At 69.6% G+C, this 15,525-nt stretch carries 10 protein-coding genes; 5 read left to right on the forward strand and 5 right to left on the reverse strand.

Features of this window, described 5'->3' with window-relative positions; genetic code table 11:
• The first annotated feature begins 165 nt into the window (after window positions 1-165).
• Complete coding sequence (locus ACFWF2_RS07365) at window positions 166-1,614, forward strand: aldehyde dehydrogenase (RefSeq protein ID WP_379305577.1); 1,449 nt, start codon at window positions 166-168, stop codon at window positions 1,612-1,614.
• Here the strand turns inward: ACFWF2_RS07365 and ACFWF2_RS07370 are convergent.
• On the reverse strand, window positions 1,611-1,790 hold the full coding sequence (locus ACFWF2_RS07370; RefSeq protein ID WP_379305579.1) for a hypothetical protein: 180 nt from the start codon (window positions 1,788-1,790) through the stop codon (window positions 1,611-1,613). The two genes, ACFWF2_RS07365 and ACFWF2_RS07370, sit on opposite strands and share 4 nt — an antisense overlap.
• A 271-nt stretch (window positions 1,791-2,061) precedes the next feature.
• Window positions 2,062-3,012, reverse strand: a complete 951-nt coding sequence (locus ACFWF2_RS07375) for a GlxA family transcriptional regulator (protein WP_379305581.1) — start codon at window positions 3,010-3,012, stop codon at window positions 2,062-2,064.
• A 114-nt stretch (window positions 3,013-3,126) separates the two neighbouring features.
• Between ACFWF2_RS07375 and ACFWF2_RS07380 the strand changes: the two genes are divergently transcribed.
• A complete protein-coding gene (locus ACFWF2_RS07380) occupies window positions 3,127-3,882 on the forward strand; it encodes an HD domain-containing protein (RefSeq protein WP_379305583.1) in 756 nt (251 codons plus the stop codon).
• A gap of 53 nt (window positions 3,883-3,935) precedes the next feature.
• Here ACFWF2_RS07380 and ACFWF2_RS07385 read toward each other — a convergent pair whose 3' ends face one another.
• The 3 genes from ACFWF2_RS07385 to ACFWF2_RS07395 all read right to left on the reverse strand — a co-directional run bounded on the left by ACFWF2_RS07385 (window position 3,936) and on the right by ACFWF2_RS07395 (window position 8,582).
• Window positions 3,936-5,765 carry a phosphoenolpyruvate carboxykinase (GTP) gene (locus ACFWF2_RS07385; RefSeq protein ID WP_379305585.1) on the reverse strand — a complete coding sequence of 610 codons (1,830 nt, stop codon included), beginning with the start codon at window positions 5,763-5,765 and terminating at the stop codon, window positions 3,936-3,938.
• Window positions 5,766-6,016: 251 nt separating this feature from the next.
• Window positions 6,017-7,444 (reverse strand): hypothetical protein, encoded by a 1,428-nt coding sequence (locus ACFWF2_RS07390; RefSeq protein ID WP_379305587.1) that lies wholly within the window; start codon window positions 7,442-7,444, stop codon window positions 6,017-6,019.
• Between the two features lie 28 nt (window positions 7,445-7,472).
• Complete coding sequence (locus ACFWF2_RS07395) at window positions 7,473-8,582, reverse strand: hypothetical protein (protein ID WP_379305589.1); 1,110 nt, start codon at window positions 8,580-8,582, stop codon at window positions 7,473-7,475.
• Window positions 8,583-8,748: 166 nt separating this feature from the next.
• On the opposite strand from ACFWF2_RS07395, the gene trmB reads away from it, so the two are divergent.
• Genes trmB through ACFWF2_RS07410 form a run of 3 tightly spaced genes read left to right on the forward strand, consistent with a single transcriptional unit; the run spans window position 8,749 to window position 15,494 of the window.
• A complete protein-coding gene (gene trmB / locus ACFWF2_RS07400; protein ID WP_379305591.1) occupies window positions 8,749-9,606 on the forward strand; it encodes a tRNA (guanosine(46)-N7)-methyltransferase TrmB in 858 nt (285 codons plus the stop codon).
• Entirely contained in the window at window positions 9,603-10,325 is a 723-nt protein-coding gene (locus tag ACFWF2_RS07405) for an NYN domain-containing protein (RefSeq protein WP_379305593.1), read from the forward strand. The genes trmB and ACFWF2_RS07405 overlap by 4 nt, the downstream gene beginning before the upstream one ends.
• Complete coding sequence (locus ACFWF2_RS07410; protein ID WP_379305595.1) at window positions 10,326-15,494, forward strand: MMPL family transporter; 5,169 nt, start codon at window positions 10,326-10,328, stop codon at window positions 15,492-15,494.
• The last annotated feature ends 31 nt before the right edge of the window (window positions 15,495-15,525 follow it).

Consider the following 15,525-nt stretch of genomic DNA (forward strand, 5'->3'; position numbering starts at 1 on the left):
GCTGATCAGTAGCTAAAGCATCCCCTTTTCAACAACAGAACGCAATAGTGCGTTTACCCGAAAACCGAACCGACAGGTTGGAATTCGCCCTGTTCACAGTTGTTGCGACACAGCGAATTAGAACGTGTTGCAGACAACCCGGCGACAAAACTGTAACGTGTTCTTATGCACTACGACAGTCTGTTCATCGGCGGGAAGTGGACCACCCCTGCCGGTAGTGACCGCATTTCCGTGGTCTCACCCGCAACGGAGGAGACCGTCGGCAGCGTGCCCGCGGTAACGAAGGCCGATGTGGACGCGGCGGTCGCCGCGGCCCGCGACGCCTTCGACAGCGGACCGTGGCCATCGACACCGCCACTGGAACGAGCAGAGGTGCTCACCAGGGCGGCCCGCCTGATCGAGCAGCGTTCGCCCGAATTGCTCGCCGCGCTCACCGCGGAGATGGGCGCTCCTTCGTTAGCCGCCTTGACACTCAACCAGATTCCGGCCGTCGCCGCGCTCGATGCCTGGGCGGCGCTGGCTAAGACGTTCCAGTGGAACGAGACTCGCACCGGCCTGTTCGGAACCTCCCGTGTCTCACGGGAACCGCGCGGTGTCGTCGCGGCGATCACCGCCTGGAATGTCCCGATGTTCCTCGCCGCGAACAAGCTCGGCCCCGCCCTGCTGGCCGGCTGCACCGTGGTGCTCAAGCCGTCACCGCTGACCCCGCTGACCGCCAACCTCATCGCCGACATCTTCACCGAGGCCGGGCTCCCGGACGGCGTTCTCTCGGTACTGCCCGCCGACGCGGCGGAGAGCGAATACCTCGCAAGCCACCCCGGCGTCGACAAGGTGACCTTCACCGGCAGCACCGCGGTCGGCCGCAAGCTGGCCGCGATCGCGGGCGAGCAGCTCAAGACCGTCTCGCTCGAGCTCGGCGGCAAGTCGGCCGCCATCGTGCTCGAGGATGTCGACCTGGCCGCCAGCATCCCCGTGCTGGCGTTCTCCGGGCTGATGAACAGCGGGCAGGGCTGTGTCGCGCAGACGCGCATCCTCGCGCCGCGCAGCCGCTACGACGAGATCGTCGACGCGCTGGTCGCCCACGTCAAGACCATGCAGACCGGCGACCCGAGTGATCCGGCCACCCAGCTCGGCCCGCTGATCAGCGAGAAGCAGCGCGACCGGGTGGAGAGCTACATCGCCAAGGGCAAGGAAGAGGGCGCGCGCCTGGTCCTCGGCGGCGGCAGGCCCGCCGGCGTCGAGCGTGGCTGGTTCGTCGAGCCGACGATCTTCGCCGACGTCGACAACTCCAGCACCATCGCGCAGGAGGAGATCTTCGGCCCCGTGCTCTCGGTGATCCCGTACGAGACCGAGGAGGAGGCGATCGCCATCGCGAACGACTCCGATTACGGCCTCGCCGGTTCGGTGTGGACCACCGACATCGAGCACGGCGTCGAGATCGCGGCCAAGGTGCGCACCGGCACCTACGCGATCAACTGGTACGCCTTCGATCCCACCGCACCGTTCGGCGGGTACAAGAACTCGGGTATCGGCCGTGAGAACGGTCCCGAAGGGCTCGACGCGTTCTGCGAGCAGAAGTCGGTGCTGATGCCGATGGGCTGGACCGCGGACTAGTTCTCCGGCATCACGACCCGGAGGACCGGCTGTCCGGCCACCTGGCCCCGGGGCGGTAGGTCGACCACGTCGACCCGCCATCCCGGTGGCAGGGCCCGTTGCAAGCGGCCAGCCACACGTTGCAGTGGCGTACTCGAGTAGGTGTCGGACTTGTATCCGGTCACCAGATCGGTCATGCGTCAACCACCTCTCAGCGTCGATTCGCCGGGACCGCGTCTGCGGCTCCCGAGTCTCGAAAGGGAGTTAGCTCGGATGGTGCGACGTGCTGCCCAGGAATATAGGTGACATCGCCCGTCCGCAGACAGCGACCCCCTGACATCGACAGATATACCCCGAATCGAGTCGGGGAAATCGTCCGCGACGGAAGTGATCGGGAAACCCCGAGTTCGCTTACCCGGCTCCACGCCGCCCACTACCCCGAAAAGCGGCACCGCGCCGGATCTCGGTTCAGTGCCGTAGCGAGCGCCGATACGCCGACGGCGTGAGCCCGGTCGCGGCGCGCAGGTGATCGCGCAACGCCGTCACGCTGCCGAACCCCGACCGCTGCGCGACCGTGTCGACCGGCAGCTCGGTGAGCTCGAGCATTTCGCGCGCCCTGCCGAGCCGTTGCGCGTCCAGCCAGGCGCGCGGGGTCGTGCCGACTTCGGCCTTGAACCGGCGGATGAACGTCCGCTCGCTCATCAGCGCGTGCGCGGCGAGCGCGGATACATCCTTGGCGTCTTCGGGATTGGCGACCGCCCAGGTCAGCGTCGCGGCCAGGCCGCCGTGTGGATCGGTGCCGCCCATCGGCTGCGGGATGTACTGAGCCTGGCCGCCCTCGCGGTGCGGTGCCACGACGTTCCAGCGCGCGAGGTCGGCCGCCGCCGCCGCGCCCAGCTCGCGGCGCGCGATGTGCAGGCACAGGTCAAGGCCCGCGGACAAGCCCGCGGAGGTCAAGATGTCGCCGTCGTCGATGTAGAGGGCCGACGGATCGAGTTTCACTGCGGGATAGAGCTGGGCGAACTGGTCGCAGTAGCCCCAGTGGGTGGTCGCGGGGCGGTCGTCAAGCAGGCCTGCCTGGGCAAGGACGAACGCGCCGACGCAGATGCTCGCGATGGTCGCACCGCGGTCCGCCGCAGCCCGCAGGGCGTCGATGGCGGGTTCCGGGGTGGGCAGTGTCGGCAGGCCGATACCGGGGACGACGATCAGATCGGCCTCGGCCAGCAGTTCCAGCCCGTGTTCGACATGCAGGTCGAAGCCGTTCGGCGTCCACACCGGACCCGGCCGGACGCCACAGGTCCGCATCTGGAAACCCACCGGCTCGCCGGTGACACCGGGTCCGTGCCGGAACGCCTGCACGGCACAGGCCAAGTCGAAGGTCATCACGCCGTCCAGCGCCAGCGTGACAACCTCTATCATGTCTTCAGTTTGGCACGTATCCACGCATTGCTGGCATTTCCGCCACTTCACCGAGCCTGCCCGCTCCGCGACACTCGACGGGCAGCCGAAACACCGCGTCGGAGGAGATCGACCATGCTCACCGTGACACCCGCCCTCGACTGGGAATGGGCCACCCGCACCGGCGGAAATCTCACCGCCGCCCAGCGCCGCGCCCTGACCTTCGGGTTGCTGCGCACCGCACCCACGCTGGTGCTCGGCCGGATCCGCCATGGGCTCGGCCGCCGCGGCGCCGGGCGGCTCGACCTCGCCGAGCTGCGACTGCCGGACACCGCACTCGCCCGCGCCGCGGAAGTCGAAGCGCGCGAACAGCTTTCGGATGTCGTGCTGGCGCACTCCTTCCGCACCTACTTCTTCGCCCGCGCGCTGGCCGAGCTCGACAGAGTCGACTACGACGACGAGATCGCCTACGTGGCCAGCCTGCTGCACGACCTGAAAATCGAAACACCTACGCCGGGTAGGTGTTTCGCCGTGGCTGGCGGCGAATCGGCGAACGCGTTCGCACTGCGCCACGGCGCGCCGGCCGAGCGGGCCGAGTCGATCGGCGCCGCGATCGCGGCGCATCTCAATCCCGACGCGGCCGCGAACCTCAGCGACCCGGGCGGTTTCGTCTCGGCGGGCGCGTCGGTCGACGTCCTCGGCAGGCGGCTGTCCGACCTCGACGCCGCCTTCGTCGGCGACCTGCTCGCCCAGCACCCACGCCATCACCTCAAGCAGCATCTCATCGACTGCTTCGACGCCGAGGCCGCCGCGGTACCCGACGGCCGGATCCACTGGCTCAAGGGCACCGGCTTCTTCCAGCTGATCAAGCTGGCGCCGTTCGCCGAATAGACGAAACCGCCCGTACCGAATGCGGTACGGGCGGTTCTCTGTCTCCGGGGCGATCAGCCCAGGCGCTCCTTGAGTGCCTCGAACTCGTCGCGCACGCCGGAGGGGAGCTTGTCGCCGACGAACTCGAACCACTCCTCGATCGAAGGGATCTCGTTGCGCCACTCGTCGGTGTTCACCGCGAGCGCCTCGTCGACGTCGGCAACGACCACGTCGAGGCCTTCCAGGTCGAGGTCGGCGGCCGAGGGGACGTTGCCGACCGGGGTCGCCACGGCACCGGAACGGCCCTCGATGCGGCCGACGATCCACTCGAGCACGCGGGAGTTCTCACCGAATCCGGGCCACAGGAAGCGGCCGTCGCCGCCACGACGGAACCAGTTGACGTAGAAGATCTTCGGCAGCTTGTCCGCGTCGGCGTTCTTGCCGAGGTTGATCCAGTGGTTGAGGTAGTCGCCCACGTGGTAGCCGAGGAACGGCAGCATCGCCATCGGGTCGCGGCGGACGGTGCCGACCTTGCCCTCGGCGGCGGCGGTCTGCTCGGAGCCCATGGTGGCGCCCATGAACACGCCGTGCTCCCAGCCGAAGGACTCGGTCACCAGCGGGACGGTGGTCTTGCGGCGACCGCCGAACAGGATCGCCGAGATCGGCACACCCTGCGGGTCGTCCCACTCGGGGGCCAGGATCGGGCACTGCGACATCGGGGTGCAGTAGCGCGAGTTCGGGTGGGCGGCGTGGCCCTCCGACTCCGGCGTCCAGTCGTTGCCCTTCCAGTCGATCAGGTGCTGCGGGTCGCCCTCCAGGCCCTCCCACCACACATCGTTGTCGTCGGTCTCGGCGACGTTGGTGTAGACGGTGTTGCCCGCCTCGATGGTGGCCATCGCGTTGGGGTTGGAGCTGCGGTTGGTGCCCGGCGCGACGCCGAAGAAGCCGAACTCCGGGTTCACCGCGTAGAGGCGGCCGTCCTCGCCGAAACGCATCCAGGCGATGTCGTCGCCGAGGGTCTCCGCGCGCCAGCCCGGGATGGTCGGCTGGATCATCGCGAGGTTGGTCTTACCGCAGGCGCTCGGGAACGCGGCGGCGACGTAGTAGTTCTTGTTCTCGGGCGAGATCAGCTTGAGGATCAGCATGTGCTCGGCCAGCCAGCCCTCGTCGTGTGCCATCGCCGAGGCGATGCGCAGCGAGTAGCACTTCTTGCCGAGCAGCGCGTTGCCGCCGTAGCCGGAACCGAAGGACCAGATCTCGCGGTCCTCGGGGAAGTGGGTGATGTACTTGGTGTCGCTGCACGGCCACGGCACGTCGGCCTGGCCCGCTGCCAGCGGCGCGCCGACGGAGTGCAGCGCCTTCACGAACGGGCGGTCGGCGCCCAGCTTGTCGAGCGCGGCCTGGCCCATGCGGGTCATCACGCGCATCGAGACCACGACGTACTCCGAGTCGGTGATCTCCACGCCCAGCTTGGGGTCCTCGGCACCGAGCGGGCCCATGCAGAACGGCACCACGTACATGGTGCGGCCCTTCATCGAGCCGCGGTACAGCTCGGTCATGGTGGCGCGCATCTCGGCGGGGTCGACCCAGTTGTTGGTCGGACCGGCGTCGGCCTCGGTCTTGGAGCAGATGTAGGTGCGCGACTCGACGCGGGCGACGTCGGACGGGTCCGACAGCGCCAGGAACGAGTTCGGCTTCTTCTTCTCGTCGAGCTTCTTGAAGGTGCCCGCCTCGACCAGCTGCGTGGTCAGGCGATCCCATTCCGCATCGGAGCCGTCGGCCCAGACCACGCGATCCGGCTGAGTGAGCTCTGCGACTTCCTGTACCCAGGCGAGCAGTTCACTGTGCTCGGTCGGCGCCGTGCCGTCGGATCCACGAAGACCAGGAATGGTCGCTGAGGTCATGAAAACTCTCCTGAGATGGGCGGTTTTTCGATGCGAAGTCCATCGATCGCCACCGGGCGGGAAGGCGTCCGCAGCGAACCAACCACCGCACAACCCCAAATGGACGGCGTACAGCGCCGTCCACGGACGGAGGCCGCGCATCGACTGGCACGGAGCGGACGCCCAGGTTCCTGGTTAAAGGTTAACGCGATATGACGATCGAGACGGAATCGGGTTAGGAATCTGGTCTCTGATAACTACCCATCGGTCGATCAGCCAATCGTGGCCACACAGCGATCGAGCACCGCGACATCGCGCTCGCAGGCCGCCAGCTGCGCCGGGCGCTCCGCGACGAGCCGCCGCGCGAGAACGTCCAGCTCCGCGACGCGACGGTCGACAGCCACCGCCCGTGCCGTCGATTCGCGGATCACATGCTCGGCCAATTCTGCCTCCACGTCGACCAGCACCGCGGCGACACGCTGCTCGAGCAGGGCTTTTATGTTTACGAGCGCCTCGGCAACCCACTGCGCCAGGTGATTGCGCTCGGCCAGCTGGGCCCGCGCACGCACCACCCAGTAGGCCGCGCCCGCGCCGAGCAGCAGCGTCACGGGGACGCTCGCGACGTCCAGAGTCGGCACCAGCGACAGCGGCGCGACGACCAGTCGGCCGAGGCCGACGCCGGCCGACGCGCCGAGCGCGATCATGAGGTGATCTTCGACACCGCGGTGTCTCGGGGCCGGATCTGGGCCGAGTCGCGGGGCCGGATCGCGCCTGCGTGCGGCGGGTGCGGCCGTGCCGACCCGGCGGGCGGTCTCGATCACCCGGTCGTCGATGACGGTGTCGACCGCGGCCGACAAGTCACCCGCCGCCTGCTGCAAGCGCTGCGGGTAGGCGCGCAGTTCGCCGCGGTCGCAGCGGTCGAGTTCGGCGCGGGAACGGGTGTGCAGGGCGCGTACCAGCGCGCCGACCTCGGTGGACAGGTCGACACGCGCCAGCTGGACCTGGCTGCGCACCGCCGCCAGACCGGTCTGGCGGCCGCCGTCTCGCTCGGCCAGCAGGGCGACCCGTTCCTCCCTGATCCGGGCGGATTCGGTGCCGGAGCGCAGCGCGGTGATCTGCTCGGTGATGCGCGCCGTGGTGTCGGTGAGCACCCTGGTCAGCACGGCCGACCTGCGCTCGGCGCCGTCGGCCGGTCCCCGCGCGGTCGCCGCGGCCAGCGCGGCGTGCAGGGCGGCCAGGCCGGAGCGGTCGAGCAGGGCGGAGTCGTCGGCGGCGCGGGCCGCGGCGGCAAGGCGCGCCGACACCGGGAGCACGTCGAGGTCGACGATGCCGCGCGCGGCGAGCAGGGCGCTGCTGCGTTCGCGGATCGCCTGCCAGTCCTGATAGGCATGGAAGCCGTTCATGGCGAGCACGATCCGCTGGTCGGCGGCGCGCAGGCGCTCGATCAGGGCGAGCATGTCGGCGCCGAGCACGCTGCCCGCGTCGAAGAGGATCAGGGCGACGGGGCGGTCTTCGGCCGATGCGGGCGTGGCCGGGTCGGCCAGGTCGATGCGCGGTTCGAAGCGGGCCAGCTCGGTGCGCAGCAGGGTGGTGTTGGCGTCGTCGACCGCGTAGAGGACGACGCGTGCGCCGGTGCCAGGCTGTTCCATCGCCCGCAGCAAGGCCGCACCCTGCGGGTTCCACCGCTCCACCACAGCCACAGCCTCCGCGGGAAGGACGCCGGGTCTGTCAGAGTCCGGCACTGCTCATCCGTTCCCAGGCGCGGATATAGCCGTTGTGCACGCGTAGGGCGGCGCGGCGGGCGGCGGGCGGCATGTCGCTGGAGACAACGGCGCGCCAGCGGGTCGCGCGCGCGAGGGCTTCGTCGGCGTCGGCGGGCGCGGGCGACGGGTAGCCGGCGGCGAGGTGGGCGACCTGCGGACAGGCCAAGCCCGCGCACAGTCCGGCCCACAGCGCGTCGTCGCCGATGAGGTAGTTCTCGATGAGTTCGCGGGCGTGGCCACCGTCACCGGGGACGGCGCGGGCGGCGAGCCTGGTCAGCTCGTCGAGCAGTTCGCCGCCGCGGACCGCTTCCACCTGCTCGTAGCGGCGGTGCACCAGCCGGTGCAGCGGGTCGATGCCGCCCGCGGAGTGCAGGATCTGGATCAGCGCGGCGGCGCTGAGGTCGGGGTCGGCGCGCAGGGCGGTGAGGGCGCAGTCGACGCCGTACAGGTCCCAGCGGGCGATCAGCCGCCTGCGCGCGTCCTGGTCGGAGCCGGTACCGACGAACAGATCGGCCGACAGCACGGACGGGACATCGGGGCCGACCGCGAGTCTGCGCAGGTCGGTGCGGTCGGCCGCGTCGACCGCACCCGCCCTGGTGTGGGCGGCCAGCGAGGCGACGACCGGCACGATCGGCAGGCCGAGCTCGCGCGCGTACCGGTCGGCGGCGGCCACCGCCTCGCCCCAGCGCGCGCCAACCGCGTCGGCCTTGTTGAGCACGACGACACCGCGGCCAGGCGGCACAGTGGCGAGCAACCGCTGGTCGGCGGCCTGCGGCGCACCGGCGAGGACATAGATGACGAGATCGCCGTCGAGGACCGGATCGGGCACTCCCGGCTGATCGACCGGCGGGGTCTCCTCCGCCGACAGCAACGCCAGCGCGCGCAGCACCGTGCTGCGCCCGCTCAGCGCCCGCCCCGCCACCTGGATACGCAGCGGACGCCGACGACGCGCGACCGCCGCGGCGAGCCGATCGGCGATCGCCGGATCACCGCCCCGACCGGCAGCGAGCGCGGAGATCAGCTGGTCGAGCTGGTCGGATGCCCGTGTCTGTATGGACTCGGTGGCTGTCGACATTCTGCCCACCCCCTTTTCCGAGGGCATTCTGTCAGATCCGCGGGGCGGCGGCCGTCGCGAACCAACTGCCGACCAGGGGCAACACCGCCGCTACATGCCACGATCCGACCGCGCGTCGCCCTGCCCGCCGCACTCGGCTGCGACGGGGCTCGGCGCATGCTGGACAATGGACGTCGTGAACGACGCCGCCAACCACCCTGTCGAGTCGGTTCCGGGGCAGCCGTCCACCGCCTCGGCCCATGCGGATCCGCTCCCGCCGACCCGCCCTGTCCTCTCCGAGATCCCGCACGAGGCGGGCCGTCGCTCGACCACCGGCTCGCGCCTGTACCCGCGCGTCACGAGCTTCCGCTCGCGGCGCGGCGCGCTGACGCCGAATCAGCAGGTCGCCTGGGAACGCACCTGGCCGGTGATCGGCCGCGAGGTCGCCAACGAGCCGATCGACGCCGACGCGTGGTTCGGGCGCAGCGCCCCGCTGGTCATCGAGATCGGCTGCGGCACCGGCACCGCGACGGCCGCCATGGCGCAGGCCGAACCGCACCTGAATCTGATCGGCATCGAGGTGTACCAGCCGGGTCTGGCCCAGCTCGTCTGCCAGATCGAGCGCGAGGAGATCGGTAACATCCGGCTGCTGCGCGGCGACGCCGTCGATGTGCTCGAGAACATGGTTGCCCCGGAGTCGCTGACCGGTGTCCGGGTGTTCTTCCCCGACCCGTGGCCCAAGGCACGTCACCACAAGCGCAGGCTGCTGCAGGCGCCGACCTTCGCGTTGATCGCCAGCAGGCTCAAGCCAGGCGGTGTGCTGCACGTCGCCACCGACCACGCCGATTACGCCGAGCACATCCTGGCAGTAGGCTCGGCGGAACCGCTGCTCACCGGCCTGAACGACACCACCGGCGGCGACAGCGCCGCCAACCGCGTCACCGCGCCGATCGGTTTCGAACGGCCCGTCACCAAGTTCGAGGGCAAAGGCCTGCGTGCCGGTAGCGCCATCAACGAGTTCATATGGGGGAAGATCGACAGATGAGCGTGAGTGAGATCGCCACCGAGATGCCGGATATCGCCCAGGGAGCAACCGGCAGCGAGGCGCTGGGCAGTTCCGGCCCCGATGTCCGACGCGTCCTGCTCGTCTGGGACGCGCCGAACCTCGACATGGGACTTGGCGCCATCCTCGGTGGACGTCCCACCGCCGCTTATCGCCCCCGTTTCGACGCGCTCGGCCGCTGGCTGCTCGCGCGCACGGCCGAGCTGTCGGTCGGCGCGAAGGGCCGCGTCGAACCCGAGGCCACCGTCTTCACCAATATCGCGCCGGGCACCGCCGACGTGGTCCGGCCGTGGGTCGAGGCGTTACGCAACGTAGGTTTCGCGGTCTTCGCCAAGCCGAAGATCGACGAGGACTCCGACGTCGACGCCGACATGCTCGCGCACATCGCGATGCGCGAGCGCGACGGCGGCCTGGCGGGCATCATGGTCGCCTCGGCCGACGGACAAGCGTTCCGCGAACCGCTCGAAGCGATTGCCGCCAAGGGAATCCCAGCTCAAGTCCTCGGATTCCGCGAGCACGCGAGTTGGGCGGTGACTTCCGATACTCTCGAGTTCGTCGACCTCGAGGACATCCCGGGCGTATTCCGGGAGCCGCTACCGCGGGTGAGCCTCGATTCGCTGCCCGACGAGGGTGCCTGGCTGCAGCCTTTCCGGCCGCTGTCGGCACTACTCACGTCTCGCCCTGGTCAAGGAGTCGCTTAAGTGTTCACCCGCTGGGGCGATCTGGTCTATCGGTTCCGTTTCGCCGTCATCGCGGTCTTCGGTGCTGCGTTGCTGGCGCTGGGCGCCTACGGCACGGGGCTCGGCGATCGCCTGTCCCAGAGCGGCTGGTTCGATCCCGGCTCGGAGTCGGTGCAGGGCGCGGAACTCGCCGACAGCTCCTTCGGGCGCGATCACCTGGCCGACGTGATCGTCATGTACAACGCTCCAGCGGACACGACGATCGATGACCCGGAGTTCAGCCGGAAGATCGTCGACAATCTGAACGCGGCCGCCACCGCACACCCAGACCGGATCAGCAAGATCAACGGCACCTACTGGCGGGTGGGCAACGCGCCCGCCGTGCCGTCGACGTTCGGTTCCAAGGACAAGAAGCACGCGTTCGCCTCCATCGCCATCGTCGGTGACGACGACAGCACGGTCATGTCCAACTACCGGGCCGTGGCTGACGTCTTCTACATTCCCGGCGTCGATGTGGAGGTCTCGGGCCTGCAGCCGCTCGCGGTCACGCTCAACGACACCATCGCGCACGACACCAAGCGGATGGAAGTGCTCGCCCTCCCCGCGGTGGCGATCCTGCTCTTCTTCATCTTCGGTGGCATCGTCGCGGCCGCGCTGCCGCTGATCATCGGTGGTCTGACGATCATCGGCGCGACCGGCATCGTGATGACGCTGACCAACTTCACCGAGGTCAACTCGTTCGTCACGGGCGTCGTCTCGATGATCGGTCTCGGCCTCGCGATCGACTACGGCCTTTTCATAGTCAGCCGATTCCGCGAGGAACTGGCCGAGGGGTACGACACCAAGGCCGCCGTCCGGCGATCGGTGGTGACAGCCGGGCGAACGGTCGTCTTCTCCGCGACGATGATCATCGCCAGCCTCGGCGGTGTCCTGCTGTTCCCGCAGGGCTTCCTGCGTTCGGTGGCCTACGGCACCATCGCGACCGTCTCCCTGGCCGCGCTGACCGCGGTGACGATTCTGCCCGCCATGCTGGCCGTGCTCGGCCCGCGCGTCGACATGCTCGGCCTCAAGCGTTTCCGCAAGAACAAGACCGCCGAGCAGATCGAGAACGGTTTCTGGGGCAACCTCACCCGCTGGGTGATGAAGCACCCGCTCAAGATCGCGATCCCGGTCACGGTCGGCCTGCTGTTGCTGATCATCCCGGTGAAGAATCTGTCCTTCGGCGGCATCAACGAGAAGTATCTGCCGCCGGACAATGCGACCCGTGCCTCGCTCGAGCACTTCTACGAGGTCTTCCCGCAGAAGAAGACCGACCCGATCCAGCTGGTCTTCGTCTCGGACAACACCACGGCGATCGGCAAGGTCTGGAAGGAAGCCAACCAAGCTCCCGGTCTGGTCGGCCCGTTCGAAGTGCCGGTCAAGTCGCCGACCGACCCCCAGGTGTTCCGTACCTCGGCGACCCTGGTCGATCCCACCGGCAACGCCGAGCCGACCATCGACTACCTGCGCTCGATCGAAATACCCGACGGCGTCACGATGTATGTCACCGGCCAGCCCGCGCTCATGGCCGACAGCATCGACACGCTGCTCGAACTGATGCCGTGGATGATCTTGATCGTCCTCCTCACCACCTTTGTGCTGATGTTCCTCACCTTCGGTTCGCTGGTGCTACCGATCAAGGCAGCGCTGATGAGCGCGCTCGGGCTCGGCTCGACGCTGGGCATCCTGACCTGGATCTTCATCGACGGCAATGGTTCCGGGCTGCTGAACTTCACCCCGCAACCGATCAGCGCGCCGGTCCTGATGCTGATCATCGCGATCATCTACGGCTTGTCGACCGACTACGAGGTCTTCCTGCTCTCCCGCATGGTGGAGGCGCGCGCGCAAGGCGCGTCGACCACCGAAGCCGTGCGGATCGGCACCGCCCAAACCGGGCGGATCATCACCGCCGCCGCGCTGATTCTGCTCGTGGTGACCGGTGCGTTCGCGTTCTCCGACATGGTGATGATGCAGTACATCGCCTACGGCATGATCGCGGCGCTGTTCATCGACGCCACCGTGCTGCGCATGCTGCTGGTGCCCGCGATCATGAAGCTGCTCGGCGACGACTGCTGGTGGGCGCCGAAGTGGATGAAGCGCATCCAGGAGAAGATCGGTCTCGGCGAGCCCATCCTCGACGACGAGCGCCCGCAGAAGGGCGCCGTGGTCGACCTGGTGAAGACCACACCGATCACCGATCCGCCGACCATGCAGATGACGGTGGTTCCCGACAGCAAGCTGGCAAAGACCCCGCGCCGCCCGCGCACGGTCGCCGAGATCGAGGCCGAGGCGCCGACCGCGCACCTGGACAAGATCACCGAGCACACCGGCCCCGCCGAGCCTGCCCGGCCGCGGCCCCCGATGTCGCCGGATCCGACCCGTCCTCGCGCGCCGATGTTGTCCTCGGGCGAGCCGACCCAGGTGCTGCCGATCGTGCAGCCGGGCGCCGAGGCGCCCAAGTCCGATCAGGGACAGGCTGATTCGTCCACCGATCAGCCGGACACTCCCTCGGCCGAGCTGTCCCAGCACACCGGCGGCGAGCCGACCCAGATCCTGCCGATCGTCAAGCCCGGTGCCGAGGCACCGAAGTCCGATCAGGGACACAGCGATTCGACGTCGGGTCTCGACAACGGACAGCCGCGCAGCGATCTCCGCTCCGGTGCGCCCGGCACCTCGGGCGTCGACACACCTGGCACCCCAGGCGTCAACGCGCCCGGCGCCACCGGCTTCGCCACACAGGGTGACCCTGCCCCCGGCACGCCGAGCATCTCCGGCATCAGCGCACCCAGGAACACCGGCCTCGATGGGCCCGGCTACTCCGGCCACAACACCCCGAGTAGCTCCGGCTTCGGTACGCCGGGCGACCCTGGCACCGCCGCACAGGACCGCGCCCATCTCGGCACGGCGGAGGACGTCGGCCCCGGCCCGCAGGGCCGCTCCAGCCTCGGCACGCCAGGCGACGCCAGCACCGGCATGCACGGCCTCGGCACAAATGGCGACTCCGACCCCAATACCCAGGGGCGCTCCAGTTTCGGCACGTCAGGCGACTCCGGCACCGGCGCACACGACCGCACCAGTAGCGGCACGGCGGGGGACGCCGGGCCCGGCTCGCAGGGGGGCTCCAACTTCGACACGCCAGGCGGCTCCCGCCCCGGCACGCAGGGCTTCTCCGGGCCTGGAGCATCGGGCGATTCCGGCACCGGCTCGCAGGGGCGTTTCCGCCTCGCGCCCGAAAGCACCAGTGGTGCAGCGGGTTCCAGCATCAGCGAGTCCGGCGTCATCGGTGGTCACGACTCCGCCAGCCCTGACACGCCTGGCGTTATCGGTGGCGGGCACCTCCCCGGCGTCGGCTCGGCCGGTAGGAGCACGCGCGAACCCGCACCGCGCGGGTCGCAGCGGGTGCAGCCGCCCGCGGGTTACACGCCGCATGCGCGCGGGGGCGACACGTCGGCGCCGTCCGGTGCGCCCGAGTTCGGCACGCCCGCAGACGATTCCAGCTCGCGGCCGAGCATTGTCAATCCGGTGCGGCCCAGCCTGGTGAACACGCCGCCGCCCGGTGTCGTGCCGCCGCCTGCGCCGAGCATCGTCAACACGCCGACGCGGGTCGCTCCGCCGTCCGCGCCGAATATCGTCAACCCACCGCCGCCGAGCATGGTCACGCCGACGCCGCGGCCGGTCGAGCCGCCTGCCGGTGGCACGTTCAGTGGGTTCACCCCGCTGACCGGGTATGAACCCGCGCCGAACACCGACGCGACCGAGCAGTCCACGCCGGAGCCGGAATCGCGCGGCACCGAACCGGAGTCGCGCGGCTTTGTGCCGCCGACCGATCTCTCGGTCGCGCCGGGAGCACATCGCGCCGAATCGCCCGCGAACAATGGCATCGTGCGTCCCGCGCCCGAAGCACAGCGTCCCACGCCGAACGCACCGCGCCCCGCGCCGAACGCACCGCGGCCCGTGGCTGACGCACCTCACTCCGTGACTGACGCGCCGCGCCCTGTGACTGACGCACCTCGCCCCGTGGCTGACACGCCACGCCCCCTGGCTGACACACAGCATCCCACGCCGAACGCACCGCGGCCCGTGGCTGATACATCGCACCAGGCGGCTGACACACCGCAGCCCGCGAACGAACCCTCCGCGCGTGGCGTTTTCGGCACCCCGGTGCCCGTCGAGCCGCAGCCGCGGTCTTCGTGGAGCCCGGCCGAGCCTGCCGCGCCGAGTGGGTTCCGCGCGCCCGAGACCGATGGTGGACCGCGGTTCTCCCAGGTAACGCCGGCGCCGAACCAGGATTCGGCGCAGCCCGAAGTGGTGCGCCCGCAGGTCGCCCCGCCCGGGTTCACCGCCGTCACACCCGGCGAGACCACGCCCGCAACGTGGCAGACCGAACCCGTCGCCGCGCGGAACGACCCTGCGGATACACCCGGATCGTGGCAGTCCGAATCCGCGGACCCGCAGGTCAACCCTGCGGCCACTCCCACAGCGTGGGCCGAACCCGCCGCGCAGGACAACCCTGCCGCCACACCCACAGCGTGGCAGCCAGAGCCCGCCGCCGAGGACAACCCTGCGGATACACCCGCATCGTGGGCCCAGCCCGCCGCGCGGGGCAACTCTGCCGCCACACCCACATCGTGGCAGCCTGAACCCGTCGAGCCGCAGGGCAACTCTGCGGCCATGCCCGCACCGTGGCAGTCCGAACCCGCCGCCGCGCAGGACAACCCCGCGGATGCACCCGCATCGTGGCAGGACAGCCCCGCGGCCATGCCAGCAACGTGGCAGTCCGAACCCGCCGCCGCGCAGGACAACCCCGCGGATGCACCCGCATCGTGGCTGGCCGAATCCGTCGAACCGCAGGGCAGCCCTGCGGATGCACCCGGTCAGTGGCAGGCTCCCGCCGGTTTCACCGCCGTGCCAGCGCCGGGCCAGGAGGAGCCGATCGGTGCCACCTCGTCGCCGGACGACAATGCCGCTCCCGCACCGGAATCCGACGGGCCGCAGGCGGACAGCCGCAACGAGATCGAGAACTGGATGGCGCAGCTGCGCTCTTCGCGTCGCGGGCCAGCCGCCGACGACGGGCGTCACCAACACGGCGGCGAGGGTCGCACGGTCAGTGTGAACGAGCTGCTGCGTCGCCGCGAGGGCGACAGCGACTGACGGCAGCGGACCCGAACACGAAACCCACGGC

It is taken from the genome of Nocardia sp. NPDC060259 (assembly GCF_042728775.1).
Taxonomy (GTDB): Bacteria; Actinomycetota; Actinomycetes; order Mycobacteriales; family Mycobacteriaceae; genus Nocardia.

Bases quoted from the DNA above. Each gene is read 5' to 3' on its own strand.
- ACFWF2_RS07365 (WP_379305577.1), top strand. From the start codon at position 166: ATGCACTACGACAGTCTGTTCATCGGCGGGAAGTGGACCACCCCTGCC.
- ACFWF2_RS07370 (WP_379305579.1), bottom strand. From the start codon at position 1,790: ATGACCGATCTGGTGACCGGATACAAGTCCGACACCTACTCGAGTACG.
- ACFWF2_RS07375 (WP_379305581.1), bottom strand. From the start codon at position 3,012: ATGATAGAGGTTGTCACGCTGGCGCTGGACGGCGTGATGACCTTCGAC.
- ACFWF2_RS07380 (WP_379305583.1), top strand. From the start codon at position 3,127: ATGCTCACCGTGACACCCGCCCTCGACTGGGAATGGGCCACCCGCACC.
- ACFWF2_RS07385 (WP_379305585.1), bottom strand. From the start codon at position 5,765: ATGACCTCAGCGACCATTCCTGGTCTTCGTGGATCCGACGGCACGGCG.
- ACFWF2_RS07395 (WP_379305589.1), bottom strand. From the start codon at position 8,582: ATGTCGACAGCCACCGAGTCCATACAGACACGGGCATCCGACCAGCTC.
- trmB (WP_379305591.1), top strand. From the start codon at position 8,749: ATGGACGTCGTGAACGACGCCGCCAACCACCCTGTCGAGTCGGTTCCG.
- ACFWF2_RS07405 (WP_379305593.1), top strand. From the start codon at position 9,603: ATGAGCGTGAGTGAGATCGCCACCGAGATGCCGGATATCGCCCAGGGA.